The organism is Pseudonocardia xishanensis, from assembly GCF_039541715.1.
In the GTDB taxonomy this organism is placed as follows: Bacteria; Actinomycetota; Actinomycetes; order Mycobacteriales; family Pseudonocardiaceae; genus Pseudonocardia; species Pseudonocardia xishanensis.
The window spans coordinates 61,547-81,513 of sequence record NZ_BAABGT010000122.1 but is presented as its reverse complement, the minus strand read 5'-3'; the positions used below and the strand labels follow the sequence as shown (position 1 = coordinate 81,513).

Below are 19,967 nucleotides of genomic sequence, written 5' to 3'. Positions count from 1 at the left end.
GGTCGGGTCAGTGCGCGACGGCCTTCTCCGCGCCCGCGCCGGTCAGGGACCGGACCTCCATCTCCGCGGCCCTCTTCAGGTCGGCCTTCTCCTTCGACAGCACGGTGCCGAGGTAGCCGAGCAGGAAGGACAGCGGGATCGAGACCAGGCCCGGGTTGTCCAGCGGGAACCAGTGGAAGTCCACGCCCTGGATCATCGAGGCGCTGCGCCCGGTCACCGGGTCCACCGGCTTGCCGGACACGACGGGCGAGAACACGATCAGCACCAGCGTGATCGTGAGACCGCCGTAGATGCTCCACAGCGCGCCCTGGGTGTTGAACCGCTTCCAGAACAGCGAGTAGAGGATCGTCGGGAGGTTCGCGGACGCGGCGACGGCGAAGGCCAGCGCCACCAGGAAGGCGATGTTCTGCCCGTTGGCCAGGATGCCGCCGAGGATCGCGACGATGCCGATCACCACGGCCGTCCGGCGGGCGATCCTCACCTCGGTGCGCTGCTCGTCCTGCACCTGGCCGTGCTTGATCACGTTGATGTAGATGTCGTGGGCGAAGGAGGCCGACGCGGTGATCGTCAGGCCCGCGACGACGGCGAGGATCGTAGCGAACGCGACGGCCGCGATCAGGCCGAGCAGGACCGTGCCGCCGAGCTCGTAGGCCAGCAGCGGGGCCGCGGAGTTCGCCGCCCCGGGCGCCTTCTTGATCACGTCCGGGCCCACGAGCGCCCCGGCGCCGAAGCCCAGGACCAGCGTGAACAGGTAGAAGACGCCGATCAGCCAGATCGCCCAGGTCACCGAGCGGCGGGCCTCCTTGGCCGTCGGGACGGTGTAGAAGCGCATCAGGATGTGCGGCAGGCCCGCGGTGCCGAGCACCAGGGCGAGGCCGAGTGAGATGAAGTCCAGCCGGGTGGTGCCGCTCTTGCCGTACTGGGCGCCCGGGCTCAGCAGCTTCTCGCCGAGGGACCCGACCTGCGTCACGGCGTCACCCATCAGCGCCGACAGGTTGAAGCCGAAGAGGGTGAGCACCCACAGGGTCATCACACCCGCGCCGATGATCAGCAGGACGGCCTTGATGATCTGCACCCAGGTCGTGCCGCGCATACCGCCGATCAGCACGTAGGCGATCATCAGCGCGCCGACGATGGCGATGACGATGGACTGCCCGGTCTTGGACTTGATGTCCAACAGCAGTGCGACGAGCCCGCCCGCCCCGGCCATCTGGGCCAGCAGGTAGAAGAAGGACACGGCCAGCGTCGAGGTGGCCGCCGCCGCACGCACGGGCCGCTGCTTCATGCGGAAGGCCAGCACGTCGCCCATCGTGTACTTGCCGGTGTTGCGCAGCAGCTCCGCGACCAGCAGCAGGGCCACCAGCCAGGCGACCAGGAAGCCGATCGAGTAGAGGAAGCCGTCGTAGCCGTAGAGCGCGATGGCGCCCGCGATGCCCAGGAACGACGCGGCGGACAGGTAGTCCCCGGAGATCGCGATGCCGTTCTGCGGGCCGGTGAAGCCGCCGCCCGCGGTGTAGAAGTCCTTGGCGCCGCTGCTCGCGCGCTTGCTGACCCGGATGACGATGGCCAGCGTGATCACGACGAAGACGGCGAAGATCCCGATGTTGAGGTACGGGTTCGAGCCGTCGATGGAGGCGGACTGGGCGAGGGTCACTTCGCGCCTCCCTCGATCTCCTCACGGATGGCGGTGGCGTGCGGGTCGAACTTCTTGTCCGCCCACTTCACGTACCAGGTCGTGATCGCGAAGGTGGACACGAACTGCAGCAGCCCGAAGACCAGCCCGACGTTGATGTTGCCGACCAGCTTGATCGCCATGAAGGAGGGTGCGTAGCTGGCGAGCAGGACGTAGAGCAGGTACCAGGCCAGGAAGCCGACGGTCAGCGGGAAGACGAAGCGGCGCAACCTGCTCCGCAGGGCCTGGAACTCCGGGCTCGCCTGGACCGTTTCCCAGTCGGGCTCAGCGCTCGTCGTCCGGGCTTCCGGTGGTGGGGTCTCGGTGCTCACGGGTGCCTCCTTGCACGGGTCGCTGCGGATAGGAGAAGGGCACCGGGCGCAGAAGGGAAGTAACGCACGACACACCGCCACGTCGACCGACGAGCGGCCGACGAACGGTCGCGAAACGCGACGAACGGTCAGGCCTCGTCGAGGTGCAACCGCAGCATGGTGGCCTCCGAGCCCGCCGCCGGGCGCCCCCGCAGCGAGACGACGATCATCGTCAGGAAGGCGAGCGGGACGGAGAAGAGCGCGGGCTGGCCGAGCAGCAGGGCCGCCAACCCGGGATCCGGACGCACCACGAGCCCGGTCGCCATCACTCCCGCCGAGGACGCCAGGCCCAGCGCCATCCCGGCGAACGCGCCCCGCGCCGTGAGTCCCCGCCACCAGATCCCCAGCACCAGCATCGGGCAGAAGGTCGAGGCCGCCACCGCGAACGCCGACGTCACGACGGCGCCGACGTCGATCCGCACGGCGGGCAGGGCGCACAGCACGATCACGCCCGCCGCGAGCAGCGCGGTGAGCCGCAGCCTGCGCAGCGACCCGGGCAGCAGGTCGTGCGCGACGGCCCCGGCGAGGGCCAGCAGCAGACCCAGCGACGTCGCGAGGAACGCGGCGAAGGCGCCCGCGGTCAGCAGCGCCGTGAACACGTCCCCGGTGGTCCCGCCGTCCACCCTGGACGGCAGCGCGACGACGGCGGTGTCCGTCGCCCCGGACAGGTACAGCTCCGGGAGCAGGACTCCGCCCAGCAGGCCGTACACCACGGTGAACACGTAGAACGAGCCCAGCAGCCCCACCGTGATCGCGGCGGTCCGGCGGGCCGCGCGGCCGTCCGGGCTGGTGTGGAACCGGACGATCACGTGCGGCAGGCCCATGGTCCCCAGCGCGGTGGCGACCAGGATCGACCAGGTGGCCAGCAGGGGATGGCCGTTGCCCGCGTCGAGCAGGGGGCGCTGCCAGGTGTCGCTGCCGGGCAGGGCCGACCCGGCGATCTTCGGCACGGCGGCGCCCTCGGGGAAGACCCAGGTGGCCTCGGCGGGCGCGACGTGCTCGCCCGGTCCCAGGAGCCGGGGCACGCCGGCGGCGAGCACCGTGACCGGCTCGGTGACCTGCAGCCGGGTGTCCAACCGGAAGGTCACCTCGGTGGACCGCGGGAAGGTCGAGTACTCGGCGGGCCGCAGCGCCTCCGTGCGGGTGTCCGCGCCGACCGCGATCAGCAGCCACACCGCGGGGACGATGAACAACACCAGCTTGAGGACGAACTGGAAGGCCTGGACGTAGGTCGCCGCCCGCATCCCGCCCAGCGCGAGCGTGACGCTCACCGCCACCCCCGACACCACGATCCCCACCCAGTACGGCGTGCCGCTGACCAGCGTCAACACCTGACCGGCCGCGGTGAACTGGGGGACCAGGTACAGGCCCGCGATCACCAGCACGACCAGCGCGGAGAACCGTCGCAGCCGGGTGGAGCCGAGTCGGGCCTCCGCGAAGTCCGGGACGGTGAGCGCGCCGGTCCGCCGCATCGGCGCCGCCACGAGCACGAGCATCAGCAGGTACCCCGCGGTGAACCCGACCGGGTACCAGAGGGCACCGACGCCGTTCTTCACCACGAGCCCGGCGATCCCCAGGAACGACGCCGCGGACAGGTACTCCCCGGACACCGCGGCCGCGTTGAGCGTGGGCGACACCCGGCGGGAGGCGACCAGGAAGTCCGATGTGGACCGTATGGCGGCGACCCCGCGGGCCCCGATCAGCAGGGTCGCGAGGACGACCGGGACGACCGCGAGCCCGATCACCGGCGCCCGGCCGCCGTGTCCCGTTCCGTGCCGCGTCGCTCCACGCGCTCCGCCCGGCGGAGCTGCAGGTGCGCCAGCAGCGCGAGCAGCGGATAGGGCAGCACCGCCACCGCGAGCCACACCACCGGCATGTCCCCCAGGCGGATCCCGCGCGGCACGACGTCCAGCAGTACCGGCAGCCCGACGAGCAGCACCGCCGCCCCGAGCAGCGTCACCGCCGCGATCCGGAGCTGGCGACGACGCATCCCGCGCGCCCGGGCCAGCGTCTCGGCGTCGAGCGGGGTCAGGGGCCCGGGCCCGCCGCGCCGGGTCGCGAGCGCCATCCGGGTCTGCGGGCTGGTCACGGCGACCCGCTTCCGACTCACGGCGCCCCACTCCCCGGCCGGTACCCGGGCGGCCCAGGAGTCGTCGGGTGACCTCTTCGCCACGCGAGTGGCGCCCCGCTCACCACCCACCCCCCGCGAAGTCGCCGCGCGTCGCCGCCTCCAGGAGGCGATCCCTGAGCTCGCGCGCGTGCCTGCGGCTGACCGGGACGTCCCCGGCGTCGGTGTGTGCCAACAACCCCCCGCTCGCGTCCGACCGCAGCTCCTGCACCGCGGGCACGGCGAGCAGGAAGCCGCGGTGCACCCGCACGTACCCGAACGCGGCCCAGTGCTCCTCCAGCCGGGAGATCGGCATCCGCACCAGGTGCGAGCCGCCGCGGGTGTGCAGTCGCACGTAGTCCCCCTGCGCTTCGGCGAACCGGACCTCCGCCCGCCGGACGTACCGGGTCCGGCCGCCCAGCTCGACCGACACCGCCGCCAGCTCGTCGACCACCGCGGGCGAGGGTTCCCGCGGCCGGGCCACCCGCACGATCCGGGCCAGCGCGGCCTCCAGCCGCTCCGCCGCAAGGGGTTTGAGCAGGTAGTCCAGCGCGCCGACGCCGTATGCGGACACGGCGTGCTCCTCGAAGGCCGTCACGAAGACCAGCTCCGGGGGGTCGGTCATCCGGGCGAGCAGCGAGGCCAGCTCGAGCCCGTCCATCCCCGGCATCGCGATGTCGAGGAACACCGCGTCGAACCGGGCGTCCTTGATCAGCTTCAACGCCGACAACGCGTCCCCGGCGGGCACCACCTCGCCGACGAGCGTCGAGGCGGCCAGCAGCCGGGTGAGCTCGGCCAGGGCCGGGGCGACGTCGTCCACGGCGAGGACCCGCAGGGTCACGCCACCACCCCCGGCTGGAACCGCGGCACCCGCATCACCACGCGAGTCCCCTCGCCGAGCGCGGTCTCGATCACCAGCCCGTACTGCGGGCCGTAGACCGCCCGCAGTCGTCTGTCCACGTTGGTCAACGCGAGGCCCTCCCCGCCGCCCGCCCCGGCGAGCAGCGCGCGGGCGTGCTCGGGATCCATGCCGGGCCCGTCGTCCTCGATCGCGATGACGCACTCCGAGCCCTGGGCCTCGCCGCTGACCTGCACCGACCCGCCCTCCTCCCGCCGCTCGACGCCGTGCTGCACCGCGTTCTCCACCAACGGTTGCAGGGCCAGGAAGGGCAGCGCCACCGGGAGGACCTCGGGGGCGATCCGGACCTGCACCCGCAGCCGGTCGCCGAGCACCGCACGGGCGAGCGCGAGGTAGGCCTCGACGGCGCGGAACTCGCCCGCCAGCGTCGTGTAGTCGCCGCGGCGGGCGACGGAGTGCCGGATGTACTCGGCGAAGTCCAGGATCAGGTCCCGCGCGCGGTCGGGGTCGGAGTCGACGAAGGAGCCGATCGTCGTCAGTGCGTTGTAGACGAAGTGCGGCGAGATCTCCGCCCGCAGCGCCCGCAGCTCCGCCCGCTCGGCCGCCTCGGCGGAGGCCTCCAGCCTGCCGCGTTCGAGGGCCTCGGCCACCCAGTCCGCGGTCCGCCGCGCCACCCCGCGGCCGAGGTCGCCGCCGAGCACCAGCACCCCGGCGAGCTCGCCGCGGACCACGATCGGGTCGGCGGCGACGGATCCGGTCGCGGCCCGGTGTCCGTCCCGGCGGACCTGTTCGACCAGGTCGGCGGCCCCGGCGGGCACCCGGCCCGCCCAGGCGGGCTCCCCGTGCAGGTCCGCCAGCCCGACGGCGCCGACCCCCAGCAGCGACCGCAGCCGTCGCGCCGCCCGCGCGACCGGGTCCGCGCCGAGGTCCCCGGCCCGCGGCGCCAGCCCGCCGCGGAGGTCGGCCGCGATCGCGCTGCCCGCCGCGAGGACGGCGGTGGGGTCGGCGGCCGGGGCCCGGCGGAACAGCCGTCGGCGTGCGACGGGGGCGTCCTCGGTCACCACCGGCACAGGGTAAGGCCCCGGGTCGGCCCGGCGGGATCGCGGCGGACGGGATCGCCGCCGCGAGGACCGTCGGGCGTTGTTCACCCGGTGAAGGTCGTGCCCGGGGTCGGGCTCGCGATCGCTACGGTCACGGGCGTGACGGGACGCATCGTGCTGTTCGGGGCGACGGGGTACACCGGCGGGCGGACCGCCGAGGCGATGCGGGCGCGCGGGCTCACCCCCGTGCTGGCAGGCCGGGACCCGCAACGGCTGGCCGCGCTCGCCGAGCGGCTGGGCTGCGAGACCGCGCGGGCGGACGTGACGGACATGGCGTCGGTCGCCGCCCTCGTCGGGCCGGAGGACGTGCTGGTCACCACCGTGGGGCCGTTCGCGCGGCTCGGCGGGGCAGCCCTGGCCGCCGTGGTCTCCGCGGGGGCGACCTACCTGGACTCGGCCGGGGAACCCGCGTTCATCCGCGAGGTGTTCGAGCTGCAGGGTCCCGCGGCCGAGCGGTCCGGCGCCCGGCTGCTCACCGCGTTCGGCAACGACTACGTGCCCGGCGTGCTGGCCGGGGCCCTCGCCCTGCGGGACGCGGGGGAGCGGGCGGCGCGGGTGGACGTCGGCTACTTCGTCCTCGGCCGCGGACGGCTGTTCTCGCGCGGCACGCTGGAATCGAGCGTGGGCGTCGCGAGCAGCCCGGCGTACAGCGTGCGGGACGGCGTCCTGCAGACCGAGCCCGGCGCCCGCAGGCTGCGGACCTACGCGGTCGACGGGGTGCCGCGACCCGCGTTCTCAGTCGGCGCGTCGGAGCACTTCGCGCTGCCGCGGCTGCATCCGGGCCTGCGCATCGTCGACGTCCATCTCGGCTGGTTCGGCCGGGCGAGCCACGCGGTGCACGCGGCGAGCAGGCTGCCCGCGCCGCCCGCGGCCGTCGCCAAGGGGCTCGGCGCGCTCGTCCGGCGGCTCCCGCGCGACCCGGATCCCGCCGCGCTGGCCGCGGCGCGGTCCGTCACGATCGCCGAGGTGTTCGACGCGGGCGGCACCCTGCTGGCCCGCACCCGGGTGCGGTTCGGCGAGCCCTACGGCGTGACGGCGGACCTGCTGGCCTGGGGTGCGCAACGGGCGTCGGAGCAGGGTGTGGAGGGGGTCGGGGCGCTGGACCCGGTGGGCGCCTTCGGTCTGGACACGCTCGCGGAGCTGGAGTTCTTCAGCGTCGAGCGATCCTGAGCGCCCAGAGCACCAGCGGCACCTGCAGCGGCAGCCTGCCGTAGGCGACCGCCTTCTCGCGCGGAGTGCGATCCGACCAGTCGACCGCCATCTGGACGTTCGCCGGGAACATGGCCACGAACAGGGCGGCGGCCGCGTACGCGCCGAGCCGCCGGGTGCGCGGCACCGCCACCGCCACCCCGACGGCGGCCTCCACGGCACCCGAGGCGTAGGTCCAGAACCGGGCGGGGCCCGGGAGCCACCGGGGGACGATCGCGTCGAAGAACACCGGGGACACGGCGTGCCCGATCCCGGCGGTGGCGAGCAGGGCGGCGAGGGGGCGGGCGGTGTTCATCCGGCGGATCATCGCAGCCCGCGGGCTCTCGTGCTCTAGTCTCTCCGCGTGCGTGATCGGCCCCGCCGCCCTCCCGTCGATCCGCAGGTGATCGGCGCCCTCCGCATGCCCGACAACCCGGAGCGGCCGCTGGTCGCGCTGCTGCAGCGGGTCGTCGTGGCACTCGGGGCGCTGTTCGCCGCCGCGCTGATCGTCTACATCGGCCGGGACGGGTACGTCGACAACAACGGCGAGGGCGCGATCTCGTTCAACGACGCGCTGTACTACGCCACGGTCTCGCTCTCCACGACCGGCTACGGCGACATCGTCCCGTACACGGCGACGGCGCGGCTGCTCACGACCGTCGTCATCACGCCGCTGCGGCTGCTCTTCCTCATCGTCCTCGTCGGCACGACCGTCGAGCTGCTCACCGAACGGTCCCGGCAGTCGTTCCGGATCCAGCGCTGGAGGTCTCGGGTGCGCCATCACACCGTCGTCATCGGGTACGGGACGAAGGGCCGCGCCGCCGTCGAGACACTGCTCGGCGACGGGACCAGGCCCGAGGAGATCGTGGTCGTCGACACCGACCGCGCCCAGCTGGACGCGGCCTCCGCGCTCGGTCTCGTCACCGTGACGGGAAACGCGACGCGCTCCGCCGTCCTGCGGATCGCGGGCGTGCACCACGCGGACGCGATCGTCGTGGCGACGAACCGGGACGACACGGCGGTTCTCGTCACCCTGACGGCTCGGGAGATCGCGCCGAAGACGCGCATCGTCGCGGCCGTGCGGGAGTCGGAGAACGTGCACCTGCTCCGCCAGTCCGGCGCCGACTCCGTGATCGTCTCGGCCGAGACGGCGGGGCGGCTGCTCGGCGTGGCGACCCGGACGCCCAGCGTCGTCGAGGTGGTCGAGGACCTGCTGACCCCGGACGCCGGCTTCGCGATCAGCGAGCGGGAGGTGGAGCCGGACGAGATCGGCGGCTCGCCGCGGCACCTCGCGGACATCGTGCTCGGCGTGGTGCGGGACGAGAAGCTCTACCGGGTGGACTCGTCGTCGGTCGACGCGCTCGAGCGCGGGGACCGGCTGCTCTACGTGCGCAAGGCCTCGCCTGCGGACGAGGACTGAGTCCCCGACCAGCACCGCCGCGGCCGCGCCGACGAGCAGCGCCGCGACCGGCCCGGACAGGGCCATCCCGCCCGACCCGTAGACCACGGGGGCCAGCAGGGCGCCGCCCAGGTTGCCGACCCCGATCCCGGCCGCCACGGCCGCGACGGTCCGGGTCCGCGAGCGCGTCGGCACGGCGGTGCCCATCGCGACCACTCGGCGGCGGCGACGGTCAGGGCCACGGCGACGACGAGTGCCGGGACCCGCGCCCGCACCGGCCGGGCCGCGGGTGCCGGGGTCCGCTCGCGGACCGGGCCGCGGGGCACCAGCCGCCCGACGGCCAGCGCGCCGACCAGCGCGTACCCGGCGGTGAGCAGCCCGATCACCCGCCAGCCGAACGGCCCGATCAACATCCCGGCGAGCGGGACCGTCGCGGCCTGCGCGAGTGCCCACCCCAGCTCGACGATCCCCGTCGCCCGGCCGATCCGCCCCGGCGGGACCGCACCCGCGATCCAGGACTGGGCGGCGATGTCGAACAGCGGCCGGGCCAGGCCGGTGGCCACGAACCCGGCGGCCGCCAGCAGCGTGCGGTCGTGCACGGTCCCGTCGCCGACGGCGGTCGCGGAGCCGAGGAACAGGATGTCGGCCGCGGGGACGTCCGCCGTCGGGCCGGTGATCGCGAGGCAGCCGAGGCAGGCCGGCAGGCAGGCGCCGACGAGCACGGACCGCCTGCTGCGACCGTGCACCACCCGGGCCAGACCGGGGCCCGCCAGGCCCGCAGCGCTGCGCAGGGCGACCAACAGGGCCAGCTCGCCGAAGCTCAGGCCCAGGCCCGCCGCCACCACCGGTAGGAACGGCAGGACCGCCCGCGCGCCGCCGTCCACCCCGATCCGGCCCAGCACCAGCCCGGCGAGCGCCCGGTAGGTCACGACGTCGGCCTGCGGCGGTCCGGGTCCGTTCATGCGGGGGAGAGGCGCGCCCCGCCGGATCACGTACGGTTTCGGGTCGTGCGTCTCGCGACCTGGAACGTGAACTCGGCGAAGTCCCGGCTGCCCCGGCTGTTGCCGTGGCTGGACGAGCGGGCGCCGGACGTCGTCTGCCTGCAGGAGACCAAGCTGTCCGACGCCGACTGGGACGCCGAGCTCGCGGGTCCCCTCGCCGAGCGCGGCTACGCGGTGGCCCACCACGGGCAGGGCCGGTGGAACGGGGTGGCGCTGCTGTCCCGGGTGGGCCTGGAGGACGTCGTGCGCGGTCTGCCGTCCGAGCCCGAGTTCGACGGGTCCGTCGACGCCCGCGCGATCACCGCCACCTGTGGCGGTCTGCGGGTGACCTCGGTCTACGTGCCCAACGGCCGGACTCCCGACGACCCGCACTACGGCTACAAGCTGCGGTGGCTGGAGTCGTTGAGGCACATGGTGTCCGCCGGTGATCCGGCGACCACCGTCGTGGCGGGGGACATGAACATCGCGCCGACGGACGCGGACGTCTGGGACCCGGCGGTGTTCGTCGACTCCACCCACGTGACCCCTCCGGAGCGGGATGCGCTGGCCGCGTTGGAGGCCACCGGGCTGTCGGACGTCGTGCGGGACCGGTGGCCCGCCGAGCGCGTGTTCTCGTACTGGGACTACCGGGCCGGGCGCTTCCACAAGGACCTCGGGATGCGCATCGACCTGGTGCTGTGCGGGGCGGACCCGGCCGGGCGCGTGCAGGCGGCGTGGATCGACCGCAAGGCGCGCAAGGGGTCCGGGCCGAGCGACCACGCGCCCGTGATGGTCGACCTGGACGAGGCGCCGGACGGGGACCTCGGCCCGGTGGTGCCGCCGCCGTCGAACCCGGCGCGTCGCTGAATCGCGATCATGCGAACACTCCGTGTTCCCCGGCCGATCGGGTGTCAATCCTGTCGGCTGAACGGAGTACACGATGGCATCCGTGCGGTTGCAGCCGTTCGTTGCGTGCCGATACTCGGGTGCGTGACTTCCGCGCTGGATACTACTCGCACCTCTCGAACCACCCGCATCGCCGCCGGGACGCTGTTGTCCGCGCTGGCCCTCACCGGCGCGGTCGCCTGCTCCTCGCCGAGCGACCAGGCCCCCGCGCCCCAGCCGACCGGCGACGCCGCCCCGCCCGCCGGGGTCGACGACGCCACGCGCGCCGCGTACGGCCAGGCCAACCAGGGCGCGCTCGCGCTCGTGGCCCTCGGCGGGCTCGGCACGGAGAAGGGCGTCGGGGCGCAGGTCCAGGGCCTCGCCCCCGACCTGACCAGCCAGGGGCAGGCGCTGCTCGACCAGGTCAAGCAGGCCGCGACGGCCGCCGGGGTGACCCTCGGCGACCAGCTCGACGCCCAGCAGCAGGCCCTGATCGCCGACCTCCAGTCCCGCTCGGGGCAGCCCTTCGACACCGCCTGGCTGCAGGCCGCGCAGTCGCTGCTGCAGCAGGCGCGGGACGCGGCGAACGCCGTGCTCAACGACCCGAACGCCTCCCCGGAGGCCAAGGCCGCCGCGCGGGACGCCCTGGCCGAGCTCGACGCGCTGGCGGCTCGGCTCTCCTCGGCCTCGTCGTCCGCGGGCGCCTCCACTCCCGGGTCGGTGAACGCCGGCACCGGCGGCCAGGCTGCGGACGCCGACGACCTGCTCCCGCTCGTGCTCGCGGGCTCGGGCCTGGTGCTGCTGGGGGCGGGCGGGTACACGGCGCGCCGCCGTTCGCGCGCGTAGGTCGGTGACGACCCCGCCCGACATCCACCCCCGCCCGGAGGTCCCGGGTGGCGGCCACGATCCACGCTCGGGGAGTGAGGCGGTCGCTCGGCGACCGCGGGCCTCCCGAGGTCTCCCGGATGCGGGCGCGCCCCCGGACGATGATCCGCAGACGGGGAGTGGGGCGGTCGCCCAGCGACCGCGCCGCTCCCCAGGCGTGGATCATGGGCAGTGGCGGGCGGTCGCGCTGCTCGCCGCCGGTGCGGCGCTGCTGGGAGTGGCGGGGTGGCTGGTCCTCGGGCGCGAGCCCACGGTGTCCGCGGTCCCGGTCGGATCCGTGCCCACCGCTGCGCGCACCGTCGAGTCCGGAGACCTGCGCCCCGGTGCGCCCCTGCGGATCCGGGCGGCGGGGATCGTGCCGGTCGGGCTGGAGCTGCCGGGCGCCGCGGCCCCGGTCGTGCCGGTCGGCACCGCGCCGGACGGGGCGCTGGTCGTCCCCGACCCGCCGCAGACCGTCGGGTGGTGGGCGCCCGGAGCGCTCGCGGGCTCCGGGACCGGCACCGTCGTCGTCGCGGGGCACGTGGACTCGCGGCTCGCCGGCGTCGGCGTGCTGGCGGTCCTGCCGCGGCTCGCCCCCGGCGACCCCGTCGTCCTGCGGGGTGCCGACGGGCGCGGGGTCGCCTACCGCGTCGCCGCGCGGCGGGAGTTCGGCAAGGCCGCGCTGCCCGCGGACACCTTCGCCCGCACCGGGGCCCCGCGGCTGGTGCTCATCACCTGCGGCGGCCGCTTCGACCAGGGGACGCGGTCGTACGAGGACAACATCGTGGTGTATGCCGAGCCCCTGTGAGTGCACGTTTCGTGCGCACAGCGCTGCATGATCACCGTTCGTGTGCGCGGAGCGCGGTTGTCGCCGCGCTGGGCACACGAAACGTGTGCCCAGGGTGGCCTGGGGGAATGCCTGCGGACCCGCAACCGGCGATCGCCGGCTGCGCGAGCACGAAACGTGCTCTCAGCGCGCTCGTGGCAGCCCTGGGTGCACGAGATCGGCGATCATGCAGCGCTGGGAGCACGAAACGTGTCGGCGAAGTCGGTTCCGCGGTCTCGTATCGTTGAGCAGGTGAGCGAAGCACCGGAGTTCGAGGCCGTCCGTACCGCCGCCCAGCGCGCCGCCGCGGCCGCCCCGGGGGTGCGCGCGGCCGGTGGGGCCGCCGTCGACGCCGCGCTGCGGACCGCCGCCGCGTTGTTGCGCGAGAGGGCCCCCGAGCTGCTGGCCGCCAACGCCGCGGACGTCGAGGCCGCCACCGCGAACGGTATGGCGGGCGGTCTGCTGGACCGGCTCCGGATCACCCCGGAGCGGCTGGCGGACATGGCGACCCAGCTCGAGGTGCTCGCCGAGACCCCCGAGCCGCCCACCGAGCGGTTCGTCCGCGACCTCCCGGGCGGGGAGCGCGTGTTCGAGCGCAGCATCCCGGTCGGTGTCATCGGCGCGGTGTTCGAGGCCCGCCCGAACGTCACGGTCGACGTGGCCTCCCAGGTCCTCAAGGCCCGCAGCGCCGCCGTCCTGCGGACCGGCTCGGCCGCGCTGGGCAGCGCGACCGCCCTCGTGGAGCTCGTGCTCGCGCCCGCGCTGGCCGAGCACGGCATCCCGACCGACGCCGTCCAGCTCGTCCCGCTGCCCGGGCACACAGGCGCCGAGGCCCTGGTGGGGCTGCCGGACCTCGTGCCGCTCGTCGTGGTGCGCGGCAGTGGGGAGGTGACGCGCAAGCTCTCCACGCTCGGCGCGGCCGCGGGCACCCGCGTGCTCGCCCACGCGGACGGCGGCGGCGTGCTGTACCTGGACTCCTCCGCCGAGGAGGCCGTCGTCGAGCGGCTGGTGCACGACTCCACGGACCGGCTCGGCGTGTGCAACCGGCTCAACCTGCTGCTGATCGACCGCCCGGTGTACGACCGGCTGCTGCCCGTCGCCGAGAAGGTGCTGCGGGACAGGGGGATCACCCTCAGTCTCCCGCCGCACGAGCACGCCCTGGGCCACGAGTGGGCGCTGGACTCGGGCAACGAGGCGCACGTCACCGTCGCGCCCGTCGACGGGGCGGTCGAGGCGGCCCAGACCGCCGCCCGGGAGACCTCCGGCCTCGCGGCGTGCGTGTGCGCGGCGGACGAGACCGTCGCGCACCGCTTCATCGACGCCTACACCGGCACCGGTGTGTTCTGGAACTCCCCGACCCGCCTGCTGGACGGCTACAAGCTGCTCGGCCTGCCCGAGACCGGGATCAACGTCGACCACACCCCGGGCCCCCGCGGCCCGGTGACCTACCCCGACCTCACGCTCCGCCAGTTCGTGGTCCTTCCTCCCGCGGCGTAGCCACGGCCCGCGGAGATAGGGTCGGGACGTGTCCGAACTCGAACTCCACAGGGCGACTCTCGCCAACGGCCTGCGCGTGCTGGTCGTGCCCGATCCGGCGACCCCGGTCGTGGGGGTGTCGGTGCACGTCGACGTGGGGTTCCGCTCGGAACCGGAGGGGCGCACGGGCTTCGCGCACCTGTTCGAGCACCTGATGTTCCAGGGCAGCGAGAGCCTGGAGAAGCTGGCCCACTTCCGGCAGGTCCAGGGGGCGGGCGGGGTCTTCAACGGCTCCACCCACCAGGACTACACGGACTACTTCGAGGTGCTGCCCGGCGCGGCGCTGGAGCGGGCGCTGTTCCTCGAGGCGGACCGGCTGCGCGCGCCGATGCTCACCGAGGAGAACCTGCGCAACCAGGTGGACGTGGTGAAGGAGGAGATCCGGCTCAACGTCCTCAACCGGCCCTACGGCGGCTTCCCCTGGATCCTGCTGCCCCCGGTCCTCTACGACACCTTCCCCAACGCGCACAACGGCTACGGTGACTTCTCCGAGCTCGAGCAGGCCACTCTGGACGACGCCGCGTCGTTCTTCGACACCTTCTACGCCCCGGGGAACGCGCTGGTCACCGTGCACGGCGACCTGGGCGAGCACGGGGTGGACGGCACGCTCGCCCTGATCGAGAAGCACTTCGGGGACATCCCCTCGCGGCCCGTCCCGGTGCGCCCGTCGTTCGGCGAGCCGGTCCCCGGCTCCGAGCGCCGCCAGGCGGTGCCGGACGCGCACGCCCCGCTGCCCGCGCTGGCCGTCGGCTACCGGGTGCCGGACCCCACCACGAAGCTGGACCAGTACCTGGCGCACGCCCTGCTGGCCTCCGTCCTGGGAGACGGCGAGGCGGCCCGGCTGCAGCGCAGGCTGGTCCACGCGGACGGGCTCGTCACCGACGTGAACGCGAGCAACGGGCTGATGGGCGGCCCGCTGGACGCCCGCGACCCGGACACCTTCACGATCACCGCCGTGCACCCCGGGTCCGTCGACCCGGACCGCGTGCTGGCCGCCGTGGACGAGGAGCTGGACAAGCTCGCCGCCGAGGGCCCGAGCATCGAGGAGCTCTCCCGCCAGTCCGCCCGCTGGGCCGCGGCCCTGCACCACGAGGACGACCGGGTGATGTACCGGATGCTCGGCCTCGGCGCCCGCGAGCTGCTCTACGGCCGCGCGGAGATCGCGACCGAGCTGCCGGCGCGCATCGCCGCGGTCACCCCGGAGCAGGTGCGGGAGTCCGCCGCCGCCCTGCGGGCCCAGGGCCGTGCCGTCCTGCTGGTCGAGCCCACCACCGAGACCGAGGACGAGGGATGAGCGCCCCCACCACCCACCGCAGCGCCGAGGAGATCGGCCGCACCGCTCAGGGTCCCCGCCCGCTGCCTCCGCTCGGCGCGACCCGCGAGGTGCCGCTGCCCGAGGTCGTCACCGAGACGCTGCCGTCGGGCCTGCGGGTCCTGGCCGTGCGGCGGCCGGGCGTGCCGATGGTCGAGACGCGGCTGCGCATCCCGTTCGCGGGCCCGAACCCGACCGCGGACCCGGCGTTCGCCGCCCGGGCCGAGCTGCTCTCGTCCACGCTGCTGACCGGCACGGCGATCCGGGACCGGGTCGCGATCGACGACGAGCTGGCCGCGGTGGGTGCGGACCTCGGCGTCGCCGTCGACCCCGAGCGGCTGCTGGTGCACGGCTCCGGGCTCGCCGCGGGCATGCCGACCCTGCTGGAGGTTCTCGCGGAGGTCCTCACCACCGCGTCCTACCCGGACCAGGAGCTGCTGCGGGAGCGCGAGCGGCTCGTCGAGCGCATCTCCGTGGCCCGCTCGCAGCCGCGCACCGTCGCCCGGGAGGCGTTGCAGCGCAAGCGCTTCGGCGACCACCCGATCGCACTGGAGATGCCGACCGGGGAGGCGGTCGCGGCCGTCACCCCCGAGGAGGTCCGCGCCACGCACGCGGCCGGGGTGGTGCCGCGCGGATCCACCCTGGTGATCGTCGGCGACGTCGACCCGGACGCCGCCATCGCGGCCGTCGGGAAGGCGCTCGGGGAGTGGGCGGCGGACGGCACGGCCCGGTCGCTGAGCGCGCCGCCGTTGCCCGGCGCGGGCCCGCTGGAGCTGGTGCACCGGCCGGGATCGGTCCAGTCGCAGCTGCGGCTCACCGGTCCGGGGCTGAGCCGGGACGCCGAGGGCTACGCGGCCTTCCAGCTCGCCAACCTGGTCTTCGGCGGGTACTTCTCCTCGCGCTGGATGGAGAACGTCCGCGAGGACAAGGGCTACACCTACGGCGCCCACTCCGGAGCCGAGTTCGTCCCCGGCGGCGCGGTGCTCGGCGTGGAGACGGACGTGGCGAGCGACGTCACGGCCGCCGCGCTGCTGGAGACCCGCTACGAGCTGGGGCGCATGGTGGCGGTCCCGCCGACCGCCGAGGAGATCGACGCCGCGCGCCGGTACGCGATCGGCTCGCTGCTGATCTCGCTGGACAGCCAGGGCGGCCTGGCCTCCACGCTCGCCGCGCTGGACGCCGCGGGCCTCGGCGTGGACTGGCTGCGCGAGCGGCCGGTGCGGCTGGAGGCCGTGACACCGGAGCAGGTCGCCGAGGCGGCACTGGCGTACTTCGCGCCGGAGCGCTTCACCGGCGTGATCGTCGGGGACGCGGACACGATCGGCTCGCGGCTGCGGGCGCTGGGGGGCATCGCATGAGCTTCGAGCTGACCACACCCCCCGTCCTGTCCCGGGGCACGGCCGCGCGGGACGAACCGCTGCGGCTGGACGCGGACCGGCAGAAGGCGGGCTGGTCGGCGGCGCGGATGGTCGTCGTGGACGAGAAGGGGCGCACCCCGATCGCCTGGGACACCGCACCCGCCGCGCGCTTCGCCGAGGGGGACGCCGCGGGCTGGGACGCCGCCGCGGGCTCCGGGGCCACGCTCCGGACCCGGCCCGCGGAGGAGTTCGCCCCGGCCCCGCCGGAGGAGGCCGTGCTGCTCGGCGAGGCCGAGGGCGTCGCCTACTGGGCGGTGCGCGGCAGGCCGGACCTCGTCGCCGGGGACGACCCCGCCGAGTGGTCGGACCTGCGCGCCGTCGGCGCGGAGCTGGACGCGCTCGGCGCGGGGCTGCTCACCGGCGCCGTCGCCGCCCTGAACTGGCACGACAACGCCCGGTTCTGCGCCAGGGACGGCTCGCCGACCCGCCCGCACAACGCCGGATGGGCCCGGGTGTGCGAGGCGAACGGCCACGAGGAGTACCCGCGCACCGACCCGGCCGTCATCTGCCTGGTGCACGACGGCGCCGACCGGGTCCTGCTCGCCCGCCAGCCGATCTGGCCGCCGGGCCGGTACTCGGTGCTCGCCGGGTTCGTCGAGGCGGGCGAGTCGCTCGAGGCGTGCGTGGCCAGGGAGATCGGCGAGGAGGTGGGGGTGGAGGTCACCGACATCACCTACCTCGGCAGCCAGGCCTGGCCCTTCCCGCGCTCGCTGATGCTGGGCTTCCACGCCCGCGCGGACCCGGACCAGGTCCTGGTCCCCGCGGACGGCGAGATCGAGGAGGCCCGCTGGATCACCCGCACGGAGCTTCGCGCGGCGATCGAGGCGGGCGACTGGGCCGGGGAGCCGACCGGGCGGAACCCCGTCCTGCTGCCGGGCCGGGTATCGATCGCCCGCTCGATGCTCGACTCGTGGGCCGCGCTGGACTGAGGGGTCAGGCGGCGAGCTTGCGCTTCACGTCGGAGAAGCTCGGGTTCGTCGCCGTGGTCTCGTCCGGGTAGACGACCGTCGGCACGGTCTGGTTGCCGCCGTTGACGCCCTCGACGAAGCGCGCGGCGTCGGGGTCCCGCTCGATGTCGATCTCGCGGTAGGCGATGCCCGCCTCGTCCAGCTGGAGCTTGAGGCGGCGGCAGTAGCCGCACCACGTGGTGCTGTACATCGTCAGGTCGGCCATGCCCGTCTCAACATCGCCGACGGGCCCGGGCCTTCCTGATGTGTCCTGGGTCACGGTGAGGCCGGTGGTCGAAACCGTCGGTGGCGTTTGTCAGGATGGGTGCCGTGACAGCCAGTGTGACCGGGGACCGCCTCGACGACGAGCAGCGGGCGGCGGTCACCGCGCCCCGCGGGCCGGTCTGCGTGCTGGCGGGGGCGGGCACGGGGAAGACGCGCACGATCACCCACCGGATCGCGCACCTCGTACGCCACGGGCACGTCGCGCCGGGGCAGGTCCTGGCCGTCACGTTCACCGCGCGGGCCGCCGGGGAGCTGCGCACGCGGCTGCGAGCCCTCGAGGCGAGCGGCGTGCAGGCCCGCACGTTCCACGCCGCGGCGCTGCGGCAGCTGCGCTACTTCTGGCCGCAGGTCGTGGGGGACCGGCAGTGGCAGCTGGTGGAGGGCAAGCTCCGGCTCGTCGGTCAGGCGGCGGCCCGGGCGAAGGCGGGCACGGACTCCGACGCACTGCGGGACCTCGCCACCGAGATCGAGTGGGCCAAGTCCAGCCTCGTCACCCCCGAGGCGTACCCGGCCGAGGTCGCCCGCAGGCGGCGGGACGTGCCCGGCCCGGCGGAGCAGGTCGCCGCGGTCTACGCCGGGTACGAGGCGCTGAAGAACCAGGCGGAGCTGCTGGACTTCGACGACCTGCTGCTGCACGTCGCCGCCGCCCTGGAGGAGCACGGCGGGGTCGCCGAGGAGTTCCGGGAGCGGTACCGGTGCTTCGTGGTGGACGAGTACCAGGACGTCACCCCGCTGCAGCAGCGCGTGCTGGACGCGTGGCTCGGGGATCGGGACGACCTCACCGTCGTCGGGGACGCCAACCAGACGATCTACACCTTCGCCGGCGCCTCGCCGCGCTACCTGCTGGACTTCCCGCGCCGCTTCCCCGAGGCCACGGTGGTGCGGTTGACCAGGGACTACCGCTCCACGCCGCAGATCGTGTCCGCGGCGAACACGGTGATCGGCGCGGCGCGGGGACGGGTGGCCGGGAGCAGGCTCCGGCTCGTCGGCCAGCTGCCGCCCGGGCCGGACCCGGACTTCACCGAGCACCCGGACGAGCCGGACGAGGCCGCCGCCGTCTCGGCCAGGATCCGCCGGATGATCGCGGACGGCACGCCCGCCGCCGAGATCGCCGTGCTGTTCCGGATCAACGCGCAGTCGGAGGTCTACGAGCAGGCGCTCACCGAGGCGGGCGTGCCCTACCAGGTCCGCGGTGGCGAGCGGTTCTTCACCCGGGCCGAGGTCCGGCGGGCGATGATCGCGCTGCGCACCGCGCCGCCGCTGCCCGAGCGCATGGACCTGGTCACCGGAGTGCGCCGGGTGTTGGGCACGGTCGGGCTGAGCGACGAACCGCCGGTCGGCGCGGTCATGCGGGCGCAGTGGGAGTCGCTGCTCGCGCTCGTCGGGCTGGCCGAGGAGCTGGCGGCGGTCGAGCCGGAGGCGGACCTGCGGCGCTTCTCCGCGGAGCTGGAGACGCGGGCCGACTCGGCGCACCCGCCCACGGTGCAGGGCGTCACGCTCGCCTCGCTGCACGCGGCGAAGGGCCTGGAGTGGGACGTCGTGTTCCTCGTCGGCGTGGTGGACGGCACGCTGCCGATCCAGCACGCCGAGGGGGACGAGGCGGCGATCGAGGAGGAGCGCAGGCTGCTCTACGTCGGCGTCACCCGCGCCCGCCGGGTGCTGCGCATCTCCTGGGCGCTGGCGCGCACCGCCGGGCGGGGCAGGCAGCGGCGGCGCAGCCGGTTCCTCCACGGGCTGATCCCGGAGGACCACGCCGCCTCCCGCGTCGCGCAGGGCGGGCAGCGCCGGGCGGGCGGGCCGAAGCCGCGGTGCCGGATCTGCGGGGAGCCCCTCATCGGCACCGAGGCGCTCAAGCTGCAGCGGTGTGGCGGATGTCCGTCCGATCTGGACACCGAGCTGCTGGACCGGCTCCGCGAGTGGCGCGGTGACGTGGCGAAACGCCAGGGCGTCCCGTCGTACGTGGTCTTCACGGACGCCACGTTGGCCGCCATCGCCGAGCAGCGACCGGCGGACACCGCAGCGCTCGTCGGCATCCCGGGGATCGGGGCACGGAAGCTGGACCGGTACGGCCCGGACGTCCTCGCGTTGATCACCGAGGCGGGCTGAGTCACGAGATGCTTCTCGAATCAACGGATTAATTCGGTTGTGCCCCTCTGAGGCGCCGCATTACTGTGCTGACCACGGACGGAGCAACAGCCCGTTCGGTGGCACGACCCGC

19 protein-coding genes are annotated in these 19,967 nt (G+C 74.5%); 10 read left to right on the top strand and 9 right to left on the bottom strand.

Annotated elements, in window-relative coordinates; translation table 11 throughout:
* Positions 1–7: 7 nt before the first annotated feature.
* The 6 genes from ABD993_RS34310 to ABD993_RS34285 all read right to left on the bottom strand — a co-directional run bounded on the left by ABD993_RS34310 (position 8) and on the right by ABD993_RS34285 (position 6,073).
* Positions 8–1,654, bottom strand: coding sequence for a solute symporter family protein (locus tag ABD993_RS34310; RefSeq protein WP_345427481.1), 1,647 nt, complete (start codon positions 1,652–1,654; stop codon positions 8–10).
* Positions 1,651–2,004, bottom strand: a complete 354-nt coding sequence (locus tag ABD993_RS34305; RefSeq protein WP_345427479.1) for a DUF485 domain-containing protein — start codon at positions 2,002–2,004, stop codon at positions 1,651–1,653. The genes ABD993_RS34310 and ABD993_RS34305 overlap by 4 nt, the downstream gene beginning before the upstream one ends.
* A 128-nt stretch (positions 2,005–2,132) precedes the next feature.
* Positions 2,133–3,788 carry a sodium/solute symporter gene (locus tag ABD993_RS34300; protein ID WP_345427478.1) on the bottom strand — a complete coding sequence of 552 codons (1,656 nt, stop codon included), beginning with the start codon at positions 3,786–3,788 and terminating at the stop codon, positions 2,133–2,135.
* On the bottom strand, positions 3,785–4,153 hold the full coding sequence (locus ABD993_RS34295) for a hypothetical protein (protein WP_345427476.1): 369 nt from the start codon (positions 4,151–4,153) through the stop codon (positions 3,785–3,787). The genes ABD993_RS34300 and ABD993_RS34295 overlap by 4 nt, the downstream gene beginning before the upstream one ends.
* Before the next feature lie 79 nt (positions 4,154–4,232).
* Complete coding sequence (locus tag ABD993_RS34290; RefSeq protein WP_345427475.1) at positions 4,233–4,991, bottom strand: LytR/AlgR family response regulator transcription factor; 759 nt, start codon at positions 4,989–4,991, stop codon at positions 4,233–4,235.
* Positions 4,988–6,073, bottom strand: coding sequence for a sensor histidine kinase (locus ABD993_RS34285; protein WP_345427473.1), 1,086 nt, complete (start codon positions 6,071–6,073; stop codon positions 4,988–4,990). The genes ABD993_RS34290 and ABD993_RS34285 overlap by 4 nt, the downstream gene beginning before the upstream one ends.
* 135 nt (positions 6,074–6,208) lie before the next feature.
* On the opposite strand from ABD993_RS34285, the gene ABD993_RS34280 reads away from it, so the two are divergent.
* Positions 6,209–7,279: an NAD(P)H-binding protein gene (locus tag ABD993_RS34280; protein ID WP_345427471.1), complete on the top strand. Its 1,071-nt coding sequence runs from the start codon at positions 6,209–6,211 to the stop codon at positions 7,277–7,279.
* Here the strand turns inward: ABD993_RS34280 and ABD993_RS34275 are convergent.
* Positions 7,260–7,613 (bottom strand): DoxX family protein, encoded by a 354-nt coding sequence (locus ABD993_RS34275; RefSeq protein WP_345427469.1) that lies wholly within the window; start codon positions 7,611–7,613, stop codon positions 7,260–7,262. The two genes, ABD993_RS34280 and ABD993_RS34275, sit on opposite strands and share 20 nt — an antisense overlap.
* Positions 7,614–7,718: 105 nt before the next feature.
* Between ABD993_RS34275 and ABD993_RS34270 the strand changes: the two genes are divergently transcribed.
* The gene (locus tag ABD993_RS34270; RefSeq protein WP_345428608.1) at positions 7,719–8,717 is read left to right on the top strand and encodes a potassium channel family protein; all 999 of its coding nucleotides are present in this window, start codon (positions 7,719–7,721) and stop codon (positions 8,715–8,717) included.
* Here ABD993_RS34270 and ABD993_RS34265 read toward each other — a convergent pair.
* On the bottom strand, positions 8,681–9,658 hold the full coding sequence (locus ABD993_RS34265; protein WP_345427467.1) for an MFS transporter: 978 nt from the start codon (positions 9,656–9,658) through the stop codon (positions 8,681–8,683). The two genes, ABD993_RS34270 and ABD993_RS34265, sit on opposite strands and share 37 nt — an antisense overlap.
* Positions 9,659–9,703: 45 nt before the next feature.
* Here ABD993_RS34265 and ABD993_RS34260 point away from each other — a divergent pair, with 45 nt between their 5' ends.
* The 7 genes from ABD993_RS34260 to nudC all read left to right on the top strand — a co-directional run bounded on the left by ABD993_RS34260 (position 9,704) and on the right by nudC (position 17,446).
* Complete coding sequence (locus ABD993_RS34260; protein WP_345427465.1) at positions 9,704–10,543, top strand: exodeoxyribonuclease III; 840 nt, start codon at positions 9,704–9,706, stop codon at positions 10,541–10,543.
* 123 nt (positions 10,544–10,666) lie between these two features.
* On the top strand, positions 10,667–11,407 hold the full coding sequence (locus ABD993_RS34255; protein WP_345427463.1) for a DUF4142 domain-containing protein: 741 nt from the start codon (positions 10,667–10,669) through the stop codon (positions 11,405–11,407).
* Positions 11,408–11,603: 196 nt separating this feature from the next.
* Positions 11,604–12,233, top strand: a complete 630-nt coding sequence (locus ABD993_RS34250) for a class F sortase (protein WP_345427461.1) — start codon at positions 11,604–11,606, stop codon at positions 12,231–12,233.
* Positions 12,234–12,503: 270 nt separating this feature from the next.
* A complete protein-coding gene (locus ABD993_RS34245) occupies positions 12,504–13,748 on the top strand; it encodes an aldehyde dehydrogenase family protein (RefSeq protein WP_345427459.1) in 1,245 nt (414 codons plus the stop codon).
* Between the two features lie 28 nt (positions 13,749–13,776).
* Complete coding sequence (locus ABD993_RS34240; RefSeq protein ID WP_345427457.1) at positions 13,777–15,081, top strand: M16 family metallopeptidase; 1,305 nt, start codon at positions 13,777–13,779, stop codon at positions 15,079–15,081.
* On the top strand, positions 15,078–16,457 hold the full coding sequence (locus ABD993_RS34235) for a M16 family metallopeptidase (RefSeq protein WP_345427455.1): 1,380 nt from the start codon (positions 15,078–15,080) through the stop codon (positions 16,455–16,457). The genes ABD993_RS34240 and ABD993_RS34235 overlap by 4 nt, the downstream gene beginning before the upstream one ends.
* Positions 16,454–17,446 carry an NAD(+) diphosphatase gene (gene nudC / locus ABD993_RS34230; protein WP_345427453.1) on the top strand — a complete coding sequence of 331 codons (993 nt, stop codon included), beginning with the start codon at positions 16,454–16,456 and terminating at the stop codon, positions 17,444–17,446. Before ABD993_RS34235 ends, nudC begins: the two co-directional genes overlap by 4 nt.
* Positions 17,447–17,450: 4 nt before the next feature.
* Here nudC and ABD993_RS34225 read toward each other — a convergent pair whose 3' ends face one another.
* Entirely contained in the window at positions 17,451–17,690 is a 240-nt protein-coding gene (locus ABD993_RS34225) for a mycoredoxin (RefSeq protein WP_345427452.1), read from the bottom strand.
* 95 nt (positions 17,691–17,785) lie between these two features.
* On the opposite strand from ABD993_RS34225, the gene ABD993_RS34220 reads away from it, so the two are divergent.
* Positions 17,786–19,855: an ATP-dependent DNA helicase UvrD2 gene (locus tag ABD993_RS34220; protein WP_345427451.1), complete on the top strand. Its 2,070-nt coding sequence runs from the start codon at positions 17,786–17,788 to the stop codon at positions 19,853–19,855.
* Positions 19,856–19,967: the final 112 nt, after the last annotated feature.